This window comes from Massilia sp. H6 (genome assembly GCF_024802625.1).
Taxonomy (GTDB): Bacteria; Pseudomonadota; Gammaproteobacteria; order Burkholderiales; family Burkholderiaceae_D; genus Telluria.
Map to the genome: position 1 here is coordinate 33,444 of NZ_CP103373.1, position 18,539 is coordinate 51,982.

The 18,539-nt window shown below is 57.1% G+C and carries 15 protein-coding genes; 5 read left to right on the forward strand and 10 right to left on the reverse strand.

The features are described from left to right. Positions 1 to 93: 93 nt before the first annotated feature. Positions 94 to 1,317 carry a PD-(D/E)XK nuclease family protein gene (locus NRS07_RS19980; RefSeq protein WP_259213916.1) on the reverse strand — a complete coding sequence of 408 codons (1,224 nt, stop codon included), beginning with the start codon at positions 1,315 to 1,317 and terminating at the stop codon, positions 94 to 96. A 440-nt stretch (positions 1,318 to 1,757) separates the two neighbouring features. Between NRS07_RS19980 and NRS07_RS19985 the strand changes: the two genes are divergently transcribed. Both NRS07_RS19985 and NRS07_RS19990 read left to right on the forward strand, forming a co-directional pair. After that, positions 1,758 to 3,269 (forward strand): amidohydrolase family protein, encoded by a 1,512-nt coding sequence (locus NRS07_RS19985; protein ID WP_259213917.1) that lies wholly within the window; start codon positions 1,758 to 1,760, stop codon positions 3,267 to 3,269. Between the two features lie 35 nt (positions 3,270 to 3,304). After that, positions 3,305 to 4,555: an IS256 family transposase gene (locus NRS07_RS19990; protein WP_259213935.1), complete on the forward strand. Its 1,251-nt coding sequence runs from the start codon at positions 3,305 to 3,307 to the stop codon at positions 4,553 to 4,555. Between the two features lie 330 nt (positions 4,556 to 4,885). Here the strand turns inward: NRS07_RS19990 and NRS07_RS19995 are convergent. The 6 genes from NRS07_RS19995 to NRS07_RS20020 all read right to left on the reverse strand — a co-directional run bounded on the left by NRS07_RS19995 (position 4,886) and on the right by NRS07_RS20020 (position 12,770). Then, a protein-coding gene (locus tag NRS07_RS19995; RefSeq protein ID WP_259211202.1) for an IS3 family transposase occupies positions 4,886 to 6,036 on the reverse strand; the annotation gives its coding sequence in 2 pieces (ribosomal slippage) (positions 4,886 to 5,790 and positions 5,790 to 6,036; 1,152 coding nt in all). 57 nt (positions 6,037 to 6,093) lie between these two features. Further along, positions 6,094 to 6,441 (reverse strand): helix-turn-helix domain-containing protein, encoded by a 348-nt coding sequence (locus NRS07_RS20000; RefSeq protein WP_259213918.1) that lies wholly within the window; start codon positions 6,439 to 6,441, stop codon positions 6,094 to 6,096. Next, positions 6,417 to 7,454 carry a type I restriction enzyme HsdR N-terminal domain-containing protein gene (locus tag NRS07_RS20005; RefSeq protein ID WP_259213919.1) on the reverse strand — a complete coding sequence of 346 codons (1,038 nt, stop codon included), beginning with the start codon at positions 7,452 to 7,454 and terminating at the stop codon, positions 6,417 to 6,419. The genes NRS07_RS20000 and NRS07_RS20005 overlap by 25 nt, the downstream gene beginning before the upstream one ends. Positions 7,455 to 8,062: 608 nt before the next feature. Next, positions 8,063 to 9,892 carry a site-specific integrase gene (locus tag NRS07_RS20010; RefSeq protein ID WP_259213921.1) on the reverse strand — a complete coding sequence of 610 codons (1,830 nt, stop codon included), beginning with the start codon at positions 9,890 to 9,892 and terminating at the stop codon, positions 8,063 to 8,065. Between the two features lie 244 nt (positions 9,893 to 10,136). Further along, positions 10,137 to 10,505, reverse strand: coding sequence for a hypothetical protein (locus NRS07_RS20015; protein WP_259213923.1), 369 nt, complete (start codon positions 10,503 to 10,505; stop codon positions 10,137 to 10,139). A gap of 348 nt (positions 10,506 to 10,853) precedes the next feature. After that, the gene (locus NRS07_RS20020) at positions 10,854 to 12,770 is read right to left on the reverse strand and encodes a hypothetical protein (RefSeq protein ID WP_259213925.1); all 1,917 of its coding nucleotides are present in this window, start codon (positions 12,768 to 12,770) and stop codon (positions 10,854 to 10,856) included. A gap of 853 nt (positions 12,771 to 13,623) precedes the next feature. Between NRS07_RS20020 and NRS07_RS20025 the strand changes: the two genes are divergently transcribed. Then, complete coding sequence (locus NRS07_RS20025) at positions 13,624 to 13,764, forward strand: hypothetical protein (RefSeq protein WP_259213927.1); 141 nt, start codon at positions 13,624 to 13,626, stop codon at positions 13,762 to 13,764. A gap of 67 nt (positions 13,765 to 13,831) precedes the next feature. Here the strand turns inward: NRS07_RS20025 and NRS07_RS20030 are convergent, their stop codons facing one another. Together NRS07_RS20030 and NRS07_RS20035 are read right to left on the reverse strand one after the other, a co-directional pair. Further along, entirely contained in the window at positions 13,832 to 13,990 is a 159-nt protein-coding gene (locus NRS07_RS20030) for a hypothetical protein (protein ID WP_259213929.1), read from the reverse strand. Positions 13,991 to 14,198: 208 nt separating this feature from the next. Continuing rightward, positions 14,199 to 14,834, reverse strand: coding sequence for an RES family NAD+ phosphorylase (locus NRS07_RS20035; RefSeq protein ID WP_259213930.1), 636 nt, complete (start codon positions 14,832 to 14,834; stop codon positions 14,199 to 14,201). On the opposite strand from NRS07_RS20035, the gene NRS07_RS20040 reads away from it, so the two are divergent. After that, positions 14,810 to 16,371, forward strand: a protein-coding gene (locus tag NRS07_RS20040) for an IS3 family transposase (RefSeq protein ID WP_259213846.1) whose coding sequence is annotated in 2 segments (ribosomal slippage) — positions 14,810 to 15,266 and positions 15,266 to 16,371 — 1,563 coding nt in all. Because the reading frame shifts where the segments join, the coding sequence is not laid out codon by codon here. The genes NRS07_RS20035 and NRS07_RS20040 overlap by 25 nt on opposite strands. Positions 16,372 to 16,469: 98 nt before the next feature. On the opposite strand, the gene NRS07_RS20045 is transcribed toward NRS07_RS20040, so the two are convergent. Next, entirely contained in the window at positions 16,470 to 17,267 is a 798-nt protein-coding gene (locus NRS07_RS20045) for a hypothetical protein (RefSeq protein WP_259213931.1), read from the reverse strand. Between the two features lie 388 nt (positions 17,268 to 17,655). Between NRS07_RS20045 and NRS07_RS20050 the strand changes: the two genes are divergently transcribed. Continuing rightward, positions 17,656 to 18,441, forward strand: a complete 786-nt coding sequence (locus NRS07_RS20050; protein ID WP_259213932.1) for a restriction endonuclease — start codon at positions 17,656 to 17,658, stop codon at positions 18,439 to 18,441. Positions 18,442 to 18,539: the final 98 nt, after the last annotated feature.

The window sequence follows — 18,539 nt, forward strand, 5'->3', positions numbered from 1 at the left end:
CCGGTGGTGGATGTTGGTGAATTGGGTCCTGGGCGCGGTGGGCTCGGTAGAACGTGTCGGCCATACCGCTTGGCGCGATCGGCCGCAAGGTCGCTAGCCGCGACCTTGACGTGCGGCGCTGTCGCTTAAAACGGACCACGCGCTATACACCTGCGCCACGGACGATTCGGCGGCTTGACGCAAGGCCTCCGCGTCGCTCAGTAGGGCGAGGGTGACATCGTCGGGGTCGAGCAGATCGCCCGAGAGCGCACAGCGGCGCCACATGGCCCAAGTGGGTTGGCTCTCGCCATGGATCCCAGCCTCCTCGAGTAGGGCGATAGCGCGCGTACGTTCGCTCTTGTCGTGCGGTGGACACAAAATGCCGGTGTACAGCCCTGCCTCGATCTCGATCTCGATCACGCCCAGTGCCTCGCTAAAACCAGGGATCCTAAAATACAGACCGAAGTAATCCCGTTTCCGGGCATTGAGTTGGTAAAAGCGCTCAATGCGTTCGCGCCGTGCCGATGGTTCAGCGGGCAGGGATTGCGGCGTCAATCTTTCGGCCATGTCTGGGTAGTCGCGCTGCGCGACGGCCCACAGCGCGTCCCACATGCGCCCCTGCAGCACCACCAATGCCCGCGTGTAGGCGGCCCGTATATCACGGGCGTGGCGCAAATGCTCGCCCTTCAACAGCACGTCAACCAGTTCATTCATATATTCCCCTGTCTCGAGATGGCCAGTAAGGCGATCGACACCCCGCGCGTACTGGGCGATCGTGTCGCGCAAGTGCGGCGCTTGTGCAGCGCAGGCCTCCGCCTGCAGTAACCAGGTGCGAATGTGGTGTTTGTAGCTGACGTTTTGATACCGCTCTAGCATCAGTTCATCGAGGGCACACAGACTCGCATCGAACGGCCGCTCGCCCTGTAAGGTCAAATACAGCAGGTGGACGTCGTCGTGATGGCGACGTGTGCGGTCCCAGTAGCGGTACAGCTGGCGCTCTTGATCGGGAGCGTGGATCTTGTTTTCGATGACGACGACACGTTTGCGACCGAACTCGATGACGATGTCGACGTGGCCTTCCTCTGTCGCCACGCGGGCATAGCGACACTCTTCCTCGCTGTCGGGAACGATGCCGACGCAGCACATGAATCGATAGAGCAGGGCGGCGCCGTGCGCGTGGGCGTGCGGATCGATCAGGAAAGCGATCAGCCTGCTATGAAGCCGAACTTCGTCGTGCGCTAGGCGCAAGGCATCGAAGACATTAAAGCCGTGGTGGTCAGGAAAGCGAGCACGCAGCAGCGCCGTGAGTGAGAACAGTGCTTGATGGGATTGGGTCATAAGCCTAGCTAACAGGTTGCGGCACGGTCCGTCTTCCATGCGCCCAGCACTTGCCGATCAGCGCACCGACAACGCCAAGGAGCGAACACGCTGGACCGCAACGCGACTTTGGCGCTATTTTTCGACAGCAATGAAGGAGGCATGGACGCATCTCTTTTATTGTACTTTCAGGCAATACTCTTTCATATCGTTGTTGAACGTTGAAGTGATTTCACACCATACGAAGCAGCCGGTCGATCGGTCTCGCGGACCGCAACGACAAGGTGAGATCGTAGAGGACAGTGCCTCGGCGCTCGGCATCGCCGAAGCGCGCTGTTACCCTCGCATAGCGCGATAGCTCGTTCTCATCATCGCCATTGCATTTACACAAGGATTGCCGAATACTTCATTACTACTCGCTTGATTGGGTGCGGACGTCGTCAACCAGAAGGAGAGCAAACGTGATTCAATTCCAGAACGCAGTAGCGATGGCTACCGATCAAGTCGATAGAGCAGACGACAAGAGGATCGTTTTATCTGGCGATATCGTCACCATGAATGCTTCGCGTGACATTATTCGTCAAGGAAGATTATGCATCCAAGGCAACGAGATTGTCGCTGTACTCGGGCCCGGGGACCAAATCCCAGCTGACTTCACCGACGCAGCACGGGTCGATACCAAGGGGACAATTTATCCGGGTCTTTTTGATCTGCATAATCATCTTCCCTACAATATGATTCCCCTCTGGCAGGTGGATCGGCCGTTTAAAAACCGCCGGGAATGGCAAGCGGTTCTGGAGTACTACCCGGCCGTGCGCGCCCCATTCGGCCTGCTCAATGAGCACCCGGACCTGGATTACCGGCGTGCAATCGTTCGCTTTACCGAATGTCGCAATCTGCTTGGCGGAGTCACCACCGGCCACGGCATGGGCATGACCAAGGGCGTGACCTATCAAGGCCTCATGCGCAATATCGAGCAGCCAGAGACCGATGAGCTGCCTCGAGTGAAATCGCAAACCGCGGACATGAAACCGGAAGATATTAATAAGATGGTGGAGTGGACCGGAGAGGGTCGACCGTTCATTTACCATCTCAGTGAGGGTATCGACGAACATGCACACGAGCGCTTGCTCGACCTCCAGCAGGCGCCGGGCGCCTTAAACCGTCACTTGGTATGTATCCACGCGGTCGGCGTCTATTCCGAAGATTTCCCGTCCCTTAAGCAAATCGCCGGCATCGTGTGGTCGCCCACAAGCAATTTGCTGCTTTACGGGCAAACCTGCAAGATTGAAGCAGCCAAGAATTCGGGAGTGCCGATCGCCATTGGAGCCGACTGGTCGCCGAGTGGATGCAAGAACCTGTTGGGCGAATTAAAGGTAGCACGTGCCGTAAGCCGCCATCACGGCACTGTGCTCAACGATATGGAACTCGTGGCCGGCGTGACATGCGTGCCTGCAACCATGATCGGCTGGGCGCATCGCCTTGGTTCGATCGGCGAAGGCAAATGGGCGGATCTTCTTATTCTTGAGGGACAAGTGGCCGACCCTTACGCGCATCTTGTCGAGGCTCGCGAAAGCTCGATTGCCGCGGTTATTATTGACGGACGCATTCGCCTGGGACAGGCGGATGGCTTGGTTATAGGGGAGCCGCTGTCGAGTGAGGAAGTCATTGTGGGCGGCAAACGCTACGTGCTGGACTTGGCTGAATCGAGTGGCGATGGAGTGGGCGGCATGAGGCTCGACAAGGCCATAAACAAGATCGACGATGGCCTGCAACGTCTGCCGGAACTCGAGGCGGCTGCAACGGCATTGTGGGGTGGGGACGATAGGGAGAAAAAATGGCAGTTCGAAGATGAGATGCACGAAGACAGTTTCGAGGCGCTGTTCCTACGCGATGATCGCATGCCTGCCAAATCAATGCGACTAGGGCCATTGACGAGCCTGTCAGAATTTCTGTGTGGAACGGGGTCATGAAATAATGCCGAAAGGATTGTTCCATGACCGAAGTGATGACCACCAAGAAGCCCAAAAAACAGAAGGCAGCGTATCCGTTCCCAGTCGAGCTGATTGACCAGCTGCTGGCCCAGGTTGAGAACAAGGACGCCGAGTCGATCCTTGGCGAGTCCGGCCTGGCCGGGCAACTCAAGAAGATGTTAGCTGAGCGCATGCTGTCGGCCGAGCTGAGCCACCATCTGGCCAGCGAGGAAGAAGGCAGCAAAAATCACCGCAACGGCAGCAGTCCGAAGAAGGTGTTGACGCCAGGTGGCGAGCTCAATTTGGACATTCCGCGCGATCGTCTGTCGAGCTTTGAACCGAAGCTCGTCGCCAAGCATCAGCGCCGGATGTCCGGCTTTGATGACCATGTCATCAGCATGTACGCGCGCGGCATGAGCGTGCGTGAGATTCAAGCGCACCTGCTGGAGTTGTACGGCACCGAGGTGTCGCCGGACCTGATTTCGACCATCACCGACGAGGTTCTCGAAGAGGTCGCACAGTGGCAGCAAAGGCCGCTCGAAGCGATGTATCCGATCGTGTATTTCGATGCGCTGCGCCTGAAAATCCGGGACGAAGGCACAGTCAAGAACAAGGCCGTGTATCTGGCTCTGGGCATTCGTGCCGACGGCTGCAAGGAAGTACTGGGCCTGTGGATCGAACAGACCGAAGGCGCCAAGTTCTGGCTGAAGGTTTTCAACGAACTCAAGAACCGCGGACTGGACGATATTCTGATCGCCGTCGTCGATGGTTTGCGCGGCTTCCCGGAAGCCATTGAGGCCGTGTATCCGCAGGCGCAGATCCAGACCTGCATCGTGCACCTGATCCGCAACTCGACCACGCTTGCAGCTTGGAAGGACCGTAAGGAGCTGGCAGCGGCGCTCAAGCCGATTTACCACGCTGCCAACGCCGACCTCGCCGAAGCGGCGCTGGATGCGTTTGCAGCCGGACCATGGGGTACCAAATTCCCGACGGTGGCGGCAATGTGGCGCCGGCAGTGGCAGCAGGTAATTCCGTTCTTCGCTTACCCGCCGGAAGTGCGCACAATTATCTACACGACCAACGCCATCGAAAGCTTGCATATGCGCCTGCGAAAGATCGTCAAGAATCGTGGCCACTTCCCAAGCGATGAAGCCGCGACAAAATTGTTATTCCTGGCCTTGCGCAACATCGAGAAAGATTGGAAGATGCCGCAACGGACCTGGAAGCAGGCTGCAAACCAGTTCGCCATCATGTTCGGCGAGCGCTTCACAAACGCAATTATCTAACTACGAATTCTGGCCCCGCACACAGAATTCCTGACAGGTCCCCATTGACCGCTGTCGATGATCGCAACTTCGGCGCGCAGATGCGCGCCAGCCTGAACATGCCTGATTATGCGAAAGCTGCTTTCCCTGAAGAGCCGTCGGCGCTGTGACTTGGTGCCCAACCAATACACGTGACGATCGCTTGCCATTTGCAGCCCGCCATCCTGCCAGTGCACACCGTTTTAGTCGGCGCGTCGTCGCATCCGACTCGACACCTATGAGCGAAGCTTAAGCACTATGCGACCTTTCACAGCAGTCATGATCCTAGCGCTTTGAATCGCCACGAGTTTCCTAGACACTCGCGAGCCGCTTGAAATACTGCTTTTCATACTCGACCGGCGACAAGTCATTGCTGAAGCTGTGCCGGCGCTTTGGATTGTAAAACATCTCAATGTAATCGAAGACATCCTGCTTTGCCTCTTCCCGAGTGCCGTAGGTCTTGCGTCGGATTCGTTCCCTTTTCAGGAGCTGGAAGAAGCTCTCGGCCACGGCGTTATCGTGACAGTTCCCACGTCGGCTCATGCTCTGCTGCAGGTTATGCTCGTCCAGGAAGTCGCGCCAGTCGTAGCTACTGAATTGGCTGCCCTGATCGGAATGCACCATCACTGCATTCTTGGGTTGCCGACGCCAGACGGCCATCAAGAGCGCATTCATCGCCAGCTCGCGGTCAATTCGAGAACTCATCGACCAGCCGACCACCTGACGCGAAAACAGGTCCAGTACAACGGCCAGATAAAGCCACCCTTCGTAAGTGCGAATGTACGTGATGTCCGTCACCCAGACCCGATTCGGTTCCTGCACGTCGAATTGGCGCTGTAGATGATTAGGCGCCACCAGCGAAGGGGCGCCGCCTCGTTTGTATTTCCGCTTGGCGTAACCGGTTTGCGAACGAAACCCGGCCGACCTCATGAGACGGTGGACGCGATTGACGCCGCATTGCTCACCGAGCTCGCGCAGGTCGTCGCTGACTTTGCGGTAGCCGTACACGCTGCCGCTTTCCAGCCACGATTCCTTGATTGAAACCAGAAGGCGCTTGTCTTCTTTGGTGCGACGGCTTTCGGGGTTCAGACTCCAGGCATAGAAGCCGCTCGGATGCACCTCGAGCACTTTGCACAGCCGACGCACCGGGAACTGGTCCTGTAACTCAGCAATTAAGGTGTACCTTACCCGGACGTCTTGGCAAAGTACACCGCGGCTTTTTTCAATATGTCACGCTCCTCCGTGACGCGCTTGAGCTCGGCCTTCAGGCGCCTCATCTCGTCGGCCTGGGCATCGACGGCCTTGCGCTCCGTCTCAGGCACGCCGTAGCGCTTCGTCCAAGCGTAGAGGCTATGAATGCTTATCCCGAGCCGCGCCGCTACTTCGCTCGGTGGGTGACCGCCCTGCGCCACCTGCTTGATCGCTGCAATCTTGAACTCTTCTGTGTACCGCTTACCGCTCATATCTTCTCCTTGTGCCCGACATTATGGGTCAGAAGTGTCTACGATAGTCGTGGCGATTCAAGAGACCGTTTTATCGCAGTCATCGGGCCACATGGTGCGCAGTATGTTCGCAATTTGCTGCGGCGACCAGAGTTCCTTCAGATAGTGCCGCACTACCTGAAATAGCGCACCGTCGGCGTGAAGTTTGGGTATGCGTCGCGGCGCCATACGTCGTTCGTAACTTTGCAAGTGAGCCAGGTTGGCGTCGTAAGCGCCCGAGCCGGGCGCCCGGCGCAGCTCACGGCTGATCGAACTCGGAGAACGGCCAAGGCGTTCAGCAATAGACCGGATGCTGCACTGGTCGTCGCGCATGGTCATCACGACGGCACGCTCCTGCGTCGTCAGATGGGTATAGATTCGGGGCATGGCGGCACTCTACAGGAAAGAGTGTTGCACTTGGTTTTAGAGACTGCCAAGATAACAAGGCGTTTATTGGAAATTCTTAGAATATTATGTAGTTTTCTGAGAAATTCTTGAGCGCCGTTGATATCTTTTGCAGAAACCCATTGAAAATCGTCTAAAAGACTGGAAAAAAGACCGGCATCCAGACCAATTGCTGGGTAAAACAACGGAGGATGTCCTTGCTTGAGACGTTCTCGAACGGCGTGACAGACAAAATTAGTTTTCCCAACCTGGGGCGGGCCTACTAGCAAAACCACTGGGCGCTTTTCAATGTCAAGTAGGCGATGCAAGTTCTCTTGCGCGTGTGCACGAGCAACGTATAACTCCGGGATAAACTTCTTCCCCGAATTTAGGTCATCGCTATAAAGAGGTCGCATGCGATGTTCGATCTGCCCTTCGCAGAAACTAAGAAGATTTTCTTCGGATAACGACAGAAGCGATTCAAGAGCCTCTGCTCGTAAATCCAAGTAGTTTTTCTGGGATAATGCTTTCGGGTTCTCGCAAAAATTTTGAAGGTCGATACTATTTTCACGTATCTCATCGCGCGTGAATGTGTCGAAAACCCTCGTGATTACTCCATTCGTCACTACTGAAATCGGCGCGATATCGCCCTCTAGTAATCGTGCATAAGAAATGGCTTGATCGCGGTCATCGTCGGTAAGTTTTATATGAGGCGCCTTAACCTCTATAACCATCAGATTTCGGCCTTGACGATTTCGAACAACCATGTCGGCCCTTCCGGAGTATTTTGTGTTTTCTTTTTCTTTTTCTTCTTCTTTATTCTTCGGCGCTGACGTTTTTTTCCTAATCGTGCCATTTTCTACGTTTAGAATTGCATGGCCGAGTCGGACCGAGAATGAACGCTCCAAAGAAATCTGGTCTAGAGTAAATCCTTGAGACAATAACCATGGAAATACAACTTTTGTCCGAACGTCCTCTTCGGTTGAGGCATTGATATCGTTGCTGTTGGTTATCATATTTTATGGCGGCCTTTCGTTGTAGAGATACCAGAAGCTGGAGCGCTCATTCAGCCCATCAGCAACGTATGATCGCACGCGTCAGCCATGTGTGGTAAATATGAGCGTCAGTAAGGCAAAGATGATTGGCGGCGTTCCGCGCAAGTTAGTAGTGGGACCGCGTACCGAGCAAACCAAGTAGAAGAAGCGATGGATTCCATCTAAGCATGGCGCTGCCCTTGACATTTCTGCTGAGCTTACCGGGAGTGGTGCTGCCGGATGATGCTATGACTTCCCTTGGAGCGCTCAAGGCGTCTTTACAGTACAGGACCGTTACTAGCCTCCCTCGCAAACTCCATATGTATTTGAAGCAGCGTTTCTGCAGGATCGAGGAACTATCTGCAATTGAGTTATTGCTTCTGGTCCATGGGAAGACGTCAGAGTCTTCGTTGCGCCGCGATGGATCCCGCGCAGACATATTTTCGAGTCGATGACGCTTCCTGAGCGACTGTATCGCGTTGTGGAAATAGGCTCCCTTTTCCTGTCGAATTGCTCGGCATGCTCTCCAGACTGGACGTGAAGGGATATTCAATTGCGAGCGCCGCAATGCTAGTTTCCTCGTTTCCATCTCAGCCAGGCTCGCTTTTGGTGTCCTTTCGATCAGGGCCGCCCTTATTCTGTCGGCCGTAATAGTCCTCGGCGGCCTCAGCGATGCGCTTCTCTTTGGCTTTGACATATATCGCGGTCGTGCTCGCGCTTGCATGCCCAAGAATGTCTTGAGCGACAACGATCGGCATCTCATCTTCCACCGCGAGCGTGCCGAACGTGTGCCGAAAAGCATGCGGCGAAGTACTCTCGAGCTGGGCAAGATCCTCCGGCGTGAACAGTGGCGCTTCCGCGCCCGACACGGCTGCGGCATGTTCGCGCACCCGACGAAGTGCCGTGGTCACCAAGTGATAGAAAGAGTTCGCGCTGTATCCATGCGTGTTGCCGACTACGTGCTTCGCCTGAGCGGCTTCGGTCCCGGGAACCACAATCGGCGCCAGCAAGGGCAGGTCATTCACCTGCTGATCAAAAACCAGTCCCCGATCGCGCCAGTGCGCCCGCAACGCCCCGACTGTGCGCTGGCTGACCGGTACCTTGCGCACGGTACTGCGTTTGCCCAGGACGGCCAGCAGCCACACTCCTGCGGCGTGCCGGCTCGGCTTCATGTTGTGGCGACGGGCGCCGGCGACTTCCGCGCGGCGCAGGCCGGAGTCGCCCATCAGCAGGATTGCCGCGAGCGCCACCCGGTCCTGATGGTTCTCCGCAGCTTCAGCCAGCAGGGTCAGCACGTCGACGACGCTGTCCCATGCCGATCTAGGCAGTGCCCGATCAATCTGCATTTCCTCGGCCTGCTTGATCACCTTGGGATCCTTCACTGCCACCCACGGATTTCCAGCTAAATAGCGGACCTTCACGAGCCAGTCAAACGCCCCGCGCAGCACCAAAACGGCCTGTTTTTGGGACGCGGCGCTCATCGGCTCGTCCGCGAACGGTTTCCAGCGCTTGCTGGTGCGAGCAGTGCGTGGCCCGCAGAATTCCGGCAGGGGAGCACGTAAAAAGTTCTTATAGGCCTCGCAGTCGTCGACCAGCAGCGACGACATCGGCTTGCAAACCACCAGGGCGCACCAGAGGATGAAGCGCTCGAGTTCTTTGCGATAGGCGCGCTCGGTGTGCTCTTGTCCCTTGTAGCGGTTCAGGTAGATGTTGATCGCCTCGAGGTCGTTGCGTGCGGAGATAAAGCAGAACGCTGGTGCGCGGTTGACGCCATCCGTTCCAGATAGCCAGTCCGGCAGCTGGAACGTTCCTAGCGGCGCCAGTTCACGCTTCCTTAGAGGATCGAGCACGGGTAAGAGATTAATGTCCTCGAAAGGCTCGATGTGGGACCGTTCGATGCCGACTTCGCCGAGCTGGTTCGGCCATCGGCGCAGGAACTGCAGAAGGGTGTCAGCGCGGCCAACGCCGATGCGCGGTACCGAGCGCCACCAGCCGGGGCCGCGCCGGTTGATCAGGTCGACTAAGTCGCCCAGCGTGAGGATGCCTTCGGCCCGAAACGCGCTGGCGGTCTTCGGCCGGAACCACTGCGAGAGCTTCTGTGAGCGGCTCGGGGCCGGTTTCGGCATGTCCGCAGCCTGGATCAGGATCTCAAGTGCCTTGGCCGTGATCGCGCCGCCTTGCCGGGCTCCCTGCAGGATTTCCGCGATCCGCGGGTTGTGCTCGATGGCCCGTTCGATCAGCTTCGTGCGCATATCGATGAGCCAACGCTCGAGTCCCTGTTCGACCTGGGGGCTGTCTTCGCTGTAGTACAGATCGGCGATGCGCTGCAGCGGGATTTTCAGGCAGTACGCACGCAGAGCCGTATAGTCGGCGCGATCGTAGGTCAGCTCGGGCAGTTCAACGTCGGTGTGCTGCGTCATGCCGCCACCATCAATGCGATTAGCGGGAACGAAGCGGAGTCGCGGAGCGGTACGTGTGTGCTGGTGTGGGTTCGGACGGGCATGCGAATGATGGGTGTCTGTTTTGGCGGCAGTGCAAACTGCCGAGATACTCCATCCTAAACCTGTTTCACGGCCAAAGCAAGTAAAAACGCTTGGGTGATAATAGCAATTATCATCTAAGGTAAGGCCAGATAAAACGGTCTAGCGGCGATCGTCTAACTCTTCAGGTACTAAAACCCATCCTGTTGAGTAACTTGCTCTTCTCATCAAGTTGCTTTGTAACCCAAGGTTGAGCCGCGGCCGAATTCCTAACGTTCGACTGAGCAGCATTTTGAGTGTCCCCTACGACAAACTGCACGTAGACTTGTTCAAATGCGCGCTCCAATGCCTTCGGCATGCCATCGCGGATAATGTCTACCGCACGTGGAATGATTGTCGGGACTGCAATCACGTGGACTTTTCCTTTGAACATAGCAGCCCCTGGCACTTGGTCAACCTGTTTGCTGGCCTGCTCGACAGCATCCATCACTGCCGATTCTCGCGCAAAAGGTTTCCTGCTGTGGCTATGGAAATTGAGCTTGTTCTCTTTCATGATTAGCCCATGCTATAGCAGCCTGAGCGGTCGATGATAGTGCCCACCATTGCGAATCGATCTACCGGCCAAGTGGGGCATCTGTTGTAGTCGATTGGATGCCCTTGCGCCTTCCAGGCCTTTGCTCCCCCTCCGTCAGGGAGTAGCTGATTAATGAGGTTGCCAATCTTCATTACGTTCGCATGGCGTGGTGTACAAGCAATTCCACGTTAGGCGTAGGTAGGTGTTTAGTCGGCAATCTTAGTTTGCAAGGCGAGAAATTCGCTCAGCCGCTATTGTCAGCCTGAACCCGGATCTCGGAAGGCTTCTTTCGAAGTAGGTCGTGCCATATCGAACCGAGAAGCGAACCTAGTCGGCGGAGTCGTCTTTGCCAAACCAGACCTTCGCCATCTCTGGGTGGGCGCGCTTCCAGCGTTCAAGCGCAGCGCCTTTCAAGAAGTACGACCTGGAGCTGTAGTCCACCCCGGGACGCAGCTTTTCCAGATCATTGTACGTCCATGACGGACGCGAAGCTGAGGCCGATTTGGTAGCAGATCCTGAGCCCAGCGTTGTACCTTTGCTTCGCGTCCTTTGTGGTTTAGCAAGACGTTCTGCGAGCTCGGGAAACAGAAGTCCAAGAACTCGGTCGTAGCGGTCATCACGGACGTACATTTCATAGCCCCACTGGATGCTGTTGGCTACGTCGGCCCGCCATTTGGCGATGCTTTCCTCCTGCAGTGCAGAAACCTTAGGTCGATACGCCTTTATTGCCATCAGGTAGATCGGATGCCACTGACGCAGCACCACACTGTCATTCCGAATACGGTTGATGACCTCCCAGCAGGTGCTTTCCGCGTAGCCAACACCTGTATCGTTTCTAATTGACAGCAGGCGCTCAAGGATCATAGCCGGCGCCCCGTACAAACCGGGATCAGCTGCTTCGGGATATCCCTGACAGCGCAACGCGATCGCTGCCGCCCTCATTTCCTCCTCATGCAGGTCAGCCTCAGGTGATGGTCGCTGCATTGCGGCTTTTCGAGCGCGAAACATGAGGATTGCGGCCTCGAGATAAACCGCAGACCAGGTCTCAGCGGTATTGTCGTGCGCCACCAACTCGATCGCCTTCTCCAGCGCGTCTCGCTTGACACTCTCGTCGTCGAGCTGGGCGTTTAGCACATCCACGGCCAGTCGCGATTCTGGATGGCAGAGCCAACGTTTCGCAGCCGTCTCGTTTACCACGAAGTTCGCCAAGCCTTCGCGCGTGATTGTGCCCCCCATGCTGCCGATGTTTATCTCGACGGCCGGGTAGCCGGCCGCTTCAATCCGTTGCCGGCGCTCCTCGGTAATCGAATTAGTCACCGTCACCTCGACCAGGAGCGTTGCGCCGTTTACCTCCGTCGCAATTACGTCAGGCACGATGTGGCCAAGGCGGCGCTCTAACGCGACCTGCGCTAGTTCTGCCCATCTTGCCGGGAAGTCTTGGCCACGGCTTATAAGGTGGCCGGAGATTTCGCGCGTTGCTGTAACAGCTGGGTGCTCAGGAAGTGCCACGCGGCCGCTCTCATGCAGGATGTCCTTTACGAGCTTATGCAGTAGGGTTTCGCGGCGAATCGACGGTGTCGTGTCGGCCGGCAAGTCGTCAAGTTCTGCCCAATCCAAGGCCTCAGCGGCGCGCTGATACGCTTCCTGAAGAGCTTTTGCCTCGAGCGCCTGGTCGTTCCAATGCACACGCCAGCACTTCTCATCCATGAGCGGCACGAGCCTCTTGCGAATTTCGGACAAGGGCATGGCAGCAATCTCAGCATCGTTTACTACGATCTCAATGCAGGGATTCACGTTACCAGCTGATTCGACACTCGTGCTGCCGACAAGACGGACCTCAATCTCTCGGCCATCGTCTAACTTCAGAAAGCCGCACAAGGGATCGGCAAAATTGACGTCGACTATGCGAAACGTTTCTGGCGGATGCTCGACCCAGGCCTCGTACTGTTTGCCACTAAAACCCTGTACGTGCATGCTGCGCCGCCGGCGAGGAAGGTGCAGAATTTCATTGCTCTGGAAGGCTGCAGCAAGCGCGGCTCGGGCCGTTAGGATCACGCAGGAATCTTTCGGCATCCCGTCAGGATGCCTGAAATGCGGTCTGCGGGAAAAAATCTCCTTACCGGCGTTGACAGCAGTGAGCGGCTCGCCACAACTTATGCACTCACAGTTGCACCTCGCGCCGGTTTCCTTTAACTCAAGGATGTACTGTAGTTCTTTGGTACCACGATGGCGAGCCCATGCCATCACTAGATGCTCTGTGTTCATCGCAGTTGACGGTGTTAGTGGCGAGCTTGCGGGAACGTTGAATGTCAGCCCCGCACAAAACGGAGTAGCAATCCTCCGTCTGGATTGTAGTGTTAACTAGCGAAAACGGGTCGTGCGATCTAAGGGAGACCGCTCTCAGGTAGTGAAACATGTAGCCACTAAGAATCTGCGAAAGATCAGCACACCGAATTTTTTATCGAGCCTAACGTACAACCATAGCGATTACAAGGCTATGCGTACCGATCGCTCCGCGCACGCTAGACCGCATGACGCCGGCGCGGTGCGAGCATGCGCTAGCTTGTACACCGGCCTGCGCGCCGCAGCGTTGTAAGATGGGTGTTTCTCGATACTCAGATTGCCAGAATGGCCTACCTCGACCAGTTCATTTGCGCGCTCCGCTTTTACTTCGACCTAAATCCTGCTGAGCCAACCCGCCCCGATTGGGAACGACTCCAGCAGCACTTTGAACAAAGCCAGAATCCGCTTTTCTCGCCAGCCCGTGAGGGCACCCGGGCTTTCATAGCACGGCTCGCTGAACGGTTCGTGGCTGGCTACCCGGGCGATATGGCGCATGCCTGCCACGCCGCGTCAGCGGGTTTCCTGCGAAGCTGGAAAGCATCGCGCCCGGATGGACTCGCGGGGACGTTAGCCATCACGGTCGGCAGCGTGCGTTTCAAGGGCTGCCCGGTATTCGAAACAACGCACGACGAGGTCGCGGAATTGATTACGGCAGGCCGCGCCTCAGGCTCCGATGTTCCGGTACACGTGTGGCTGACACTCGACGACCTGACCGTGATCGACCTGACCATCGTTCCGACCCTGGTTAAGCGCGGTGAGATTGCTGCGGACGCGCCACCGGTACTGTTCTGGCGAGGAAGCTGCCAGCGATTTCGAGTTCGAGCCCGTGCTGGTCGACAACTTGTTTTTCGAACGGATCGACACCGGCGCTTTCACCGCACAGTTGCGCGGCTAGCCGGGTTGCTAGCGTCTTCTAAAACAGTGCCGCTCGGCGCCCGCCATGCGCTACCGCACAGCCGCGCTCACGTCGGCGACGGTGCCGGATCGTCAGTTTTCGATGGGACGGCGCCGCGCTCGTTTCCCAGGTCGGGAATAGCGTGCATCACATACTGGATCTGGGCCAGCGCACGTTCGTATACCGCATCGCGCTCCGCGCCCTCGAGCAGCACGATCAGGACCATGCAGTGCCCATCGCGCAAGTGGAAGGATATGGCTTGAGCGCGCAGGCGAGGCGCGGTCGATTCATCCCTACGCTTAGATCTAGTCCTTGACTCAAGTTGGGAGACGCGAGATGACGGCGTGGATGGAATGCCTTTAGCCGTACCGGTGCGCTTGTAAACAAATTTCGCCAGTGATATAGCGGTCATTACTAGCGGCGGCGGCTGGGCCCTACAGCGCAGCCTTGATGCACAGATCGGTGCCAACTTGTCCGAACTCGGGGTGCTCATGTAATGGCGTGACTTCACGCATGTGCAGCTTGCCCGCGCCGCGGTCGAACAGCACCACTGCCTTCTCGTCGTTCTTGTGGCGCGACATGTAAAGAATCCCGTCGACTTGGTCCGGGTGACTATGCACGGCGGCCGACCATTTTTTGGTCGTCGCGTACGAAGCGGTGCCGGTTAATCCCGCGTGTCCGCCGATGCGCTTGAGCGCCGCACCAGTCAGGTTGGCTAGCACGAGTGGCTCGCCTCCGAAGCGCACCACGTAACGCGACTCGATGCTGGCCACATCTACTTCAAAGCATCCATTGCGAGGCTTGAGGTCGTGCAAAACGGTTTCAGCTACCGCCACTGCAAGTGAGGTGCCGAGGTAACAAGTACCGTAGCGTGCGGCGGGATCCGGATTGGGGTCATCAAACCGATTCGCATTCGACTTGCCAAAGTATGGTTCACCGGTATTGTGTCGTGATACCCGAAACAAGTCGGCAGGATTGACCTCGACCTCCCCCGGTGTCAGACTAGTTGTCGCCTCTAGATTTCCCCCAAATATAGAGGTGCAAGATGAAGGCAGTGTACTCACCGGCATTTGTAGAACAGGCACTGGTCAAGGTATTCTCGCGTGGCGGCAGGAGCGTGCAGGCAGTCGCAGACGATATCAACGTCAATTACCACACGCTGAAAAATTGGATGGTGAGGAAAGCAGTGGCAGAGACGAATACCCCAGCGGCAAAAGAGAAGCGTCCGCAGGATTGGAGTGCCCAGGAGCAGCTGGTGGCGCTGCACGAGACCCACGGCATGACGGGCGAGACATTGAACGCGTGGTGCCGAGAGCACGGCGTTTTTCCTCATCATTTGAACGAGTGGCAGGCGGCGTTTTGCACCGATAGAAAAACGGGGCCGCAGGATTCGAAAGCGCTACGCGCGCTCAAGGAGGACAACGATCGACTGCAACGGGAGGTGCTGCGCAAGGACAAGGCACTGGCGGAGGCGGCAGCGTTACTGATCCTACAAAAAAAGTTCCGGGCGCTCTGGGAGGACGAGGTCAAATGACCTCGCTGCCAGAGCGCATCGCAGTGATGGCCCTGGTCGCAGAATCGGTCGAAGCCGGTGCGCGCCAGGACAAGGCGTGCGCTGCGATCTCGTTCAGCGAGCGCACGCTGCAACGGTGGCAGCGTGACGTACTGCGCGGCGACCAGCGGCCGGCGCGTGTGCAGGCGCCGCGAAACCGGCTCAGCGCGCTTGAACGCAGTCAGTTGCTCGCTGTCGCCAACTCCGATGAGTTCGCGAGCCTGCCGCCCAGCCAGATCGTGCCGCGCTTGGTCGATCAAGGGGTGTACCTGGCCTCGGAGTCGACATTCTATCGGGTGCTGAAAGCGGAGAATCAACTCGCCCATCGAAATGCCGAACGTCCCGCACAGGCTCGTCACAAGCCGCGTGCGCTGGTGGCGACCGCCCCTGGTCAGCTGTACAGCTGGGACATCACGTATCTGCCCACGCCCGTGAAGGGCGTCTATTTTTACCTCTACTTGTTCATGGATATTTTCAGCCGCAAAATCGTGGGCTGGCAGATATACGACGTGGAAAGCAGTGAGCTTGCCGGCGAGGTTGTGCGTGACATTTGCGAACGGGAGAACATTGCTCCGGAGCAGGTCGTACTGCATTCGGACAATGGCAGCCCGATGAAGGGCGCAACCATGCTGGCGACCCTGCAGGCGCTGGGCGTGATGCCCTCATTCAGCCGCCCGTCCGTGAGCAATGACAACCCCTTTTCGGAGTCGTTGTTCAAGACATTGAAATATCGGCCCATCTATCCACGAAGGGCCTTCGACAGCCTGTTGGCGGCACGGCAGTGGGTCGGTCGCTTTGTTCATTGGTATAACCACGAGCACCGCCACAGCGCGATCCGGTTCGTGACCCCGGCACAGCGCCACGCAGGCCTGGACGCGGCGTTGCTACGCAAACGGGACGCGGTGTATCAGGCAGCAAGGGCTGCGCATCCGGAGCGCTGGAGCGGCAACACGCGCAACTGGGAGCCCGTCTCCATCGTCCATCTGAACCCGGATCAGACCAGCAGCAATGTGACCGAAGTGGACAAAAACGAGCTGCTCAAAAAAGCGGCATAACAACTAATTCAGGCGACAACTAGCTTGACAGTCACCGACCTTGTCTAGGCTGTCTGGCAGCCCTGGCGCGGCAGGCAGACGCTTGGTTGCCGCCATGTTCAGCCCTCACAGAAAGCGTTCGCTTGGTCGATCACCGCGTCGACGCGTCCCTTTGCTAACGCCTCAAGTGGGCTCAATCCGCGCAGGGAGTAACGCGGACTGGTAAAGAAATGCAGCTTACTTGAGCCCGGTAAGTCCCCTAAGGCCTGGCATACCCGCTCGAGCGTTGTCCGGTCATACGCGGGGTCGGCGAAGAAGGCTGGATACAGATACTTACCGCTTTCCCCCTTGAGCGCGAAGATGCGTTTGCGCTTCATGGCGGCGCTTAGCGCCTGTGCCGAGATGTGCAAGCGCCGCTGCATCTCGACGCCCGTCAACAAGTCGCCCGTAGTGACCTCGCGCTCGCGTCGTGCTTGCTCCTGGTGTCGGAGCGTTGCCATAAAATCGGCCGTGCTGACGCGTTCGGGCTGCTGCTCAGCCACACTCGCCTTACCAGACTCTGCACGCACCACTTCGTCGATACCTTGGCGCATCGCACCTAGCACCTCAAGGCGAGTTTTTTTTGGCAAGAAATGCACAATCGAAGCGTATGCCTTCCGGAATTCATCTGCAGCCGGGTTGTTCTCCCCCGCGCGGGCGGTAGTGGCGAAGTGGGACATCGCCCGCGCCAATAGCGTGGTGCCCGCATCGAGCTGGTCAGCCGCAGCGTCACTCAATGCCGCAGGCGCGCGTCGAATACCACGCCTTGTGTGTTCTCCTTTGGCACTGGTCTGCACAATACCCTTAGTAGCAGCACCTGTTGCTCGTGCAGGCGGCGCGGCTGCTTTCAACTTGCTAGATTGCATTGCCTTGCCCATAACCTTCTCCTCAATGAACGCCCAGTATAGGCTCAACGATCAAATAAATCAACTAAATCAACTAAATCAACTAAGTCAACTGCGTTGCCGGCGTGCCTGCCGCCGTACCACTCTCATGCCGCGCTAGTACGCCGTAAGGCAAGCGGGATGCCAGCAACAAGAGATGCACTGCAGTGCCCATATCGCTTACATATGGTTCAAGGCCCAGCGCCTGAGGTGCCGAGTTTCATCGCTATAAGGAACAGGAGCTCCCAACGGACAGAGATTTATTTGTGAGTAATATGTGTTTGTGGCAAGATAACTTTGACTCTAACCTCAGCCATGGCGAAGTGCATACATGACCATTGTAGAAGCGATCAAAGTTGCGATGCGGACGAAAGGTGGACCCATGACCACCGACGAAATCTATCGATTTATCGTGGAGCAGGCTCTATACGAGTTTCACGCCGACAATCCAGCCGGTATCGTGCGCCAGCAGATTCGCCGTCATTGCGACGGAATTGAGTATTCCAGCGCTTCGCCGACGAAGCATTTTAAGGTGGTCGATGGGGGGCGCTACGATATCTTGGCTTCGCCAATCAAAAAATCGGCGCGTGCCGGAACCGCCCGCTCGCGGCGGGCTTCGACCGCGGGCGCGCGTGCCAAAGCGACGTCGACGCCACGAAAGGAATTACTGCCTGAGGTCCTGTCCTTGTACGAACGATACCTCGCTGAGCTAAAGCGCCGTATCTTGCGAGACCTAAAAAGTCTGTCCGCGACCGCGTTCGAACGCTTTGCCAAGAGTCTTCTTGATAAGTATGGATTCCTGGACACGAAGGTTACTAAAGTCAGCAACGATGGCGGCATTGACGGCCACGGCAAATTGAAAGTTGGTCTGGCTAACCTGAATGTTGCTTTCCAATGCAAACGCTACACGAAAAGTAACGTCCAAAGGCCCGAGATCGACAAGTTCCGCGGCGCCTGTCAGGGGGACTACGAGCAGGGACTGCTTTTTACGACGGCGTCGTTCTCTGAAGGGGCTATCGGAGCGTCGATCAAAAAGGGGGCAGTCCCGATTATTTTGATCGATGGACCCGCGATCGTCGACCTCATGATCAGTAAAAGCTTTGGCGTCCAGACCGAGGCATTGTCGATTCATACCTACGCGCTGGATCTGGCCCTCGATCCGAATTAAGGCGGCTGAGGCGGCCGAGGCTAGGGTGCGATCGGTTGCGCTTGGTCGCGCCTTCAAGCCGCGAACCAATAGCCGATCCGCCTTGGCGGTCGCCACGT

What these genes read in the sequence shown, in the direction of transcription:
- NRS07_RS20050 (WP_259213932.1), top strand. Translation starts at nt 17,656, where the DNA reads ATGACCACCGACGAAATCTATCGATTTATCGTGGAGCAGGCTCTATAC.
- NRS07_RS20000 (WP_259213918.1), bottom strand. Translation starts at nt 6,441, where the DNA reads ATGCCCCGAATCTATACCCATCTGACGACGCAGGAGCGTGCCGTCGTG.
- NRS07_RS20035 (WP_259213930.1), bottom strand. Translation starts at nt 14,834, where the DNA reads ATGCCGGTGAGTACACTGCCTTCATCTTGCACCTCTATATTTGGGGGA.
- NRS07_RS19980 (WP_259213916.1), bottom strand. Translation starts at nt 1,317, where the DNA reads ATGACCCAATCCCATCAAGCACTGTTCTCACTCACGGCGCTGCTGCGT.
- NRS07_RS20010 (WP_259213921.1), bottom strand. Translation starts at nt 9,892, where the DNA reads ATGACGCAGCACACCGACGTTGAACTGCCCGAGCTGACCTACGATCGC.
- NRS07_RS19990 (WP_259213935.1), top strand. Translation starts at nt 3,305, where the DNA reads ATGACCACCAAGAAGCCCAAAAAACAGAAGGCAGCGTATCCGTTCCCA.
- NRS07_RS20030 (WP_259213929.1), bottom strand. Translation starts at nt 13,990, where the DNA reads ATGGTCCTGATCGTGCTGCTCGAGGGCGCGGAGCGCGATGCGGTATAC.
- NRS07_RS20020 (WP_259213925.1), bottom strand. Translation starts at nt 12,770, where the DNA reads ATGGCATGGGCTCGCCATCGTGGTACCAAAGAACTACAGTACATCCTT.
- NRS07_RS20045 (WP_259213931.1), bottom strand. Translation starts at nt 17,267, where the DNA reads ATGGGCAAGGCAATGCAATCTAGCAAGTTGAAAGCAGCCGCGCCGCCT.
- NRS07_RS20015 (WP_259213923.1), bottom strand. Translation starts at nt 10,505, where the DNA reads ATGAAAGAGAACAAGCTCAATTTCCATAGCCACAGCAGGAAACCTTTT.
- NRS07_RS20005 (WP_259213919.1), bottom strand. Translation starts at nt 7,454, where the DNA reads ATGATAACCAACAGCAACGATATCAATGCCTCAACCGAAGAGGACGTT.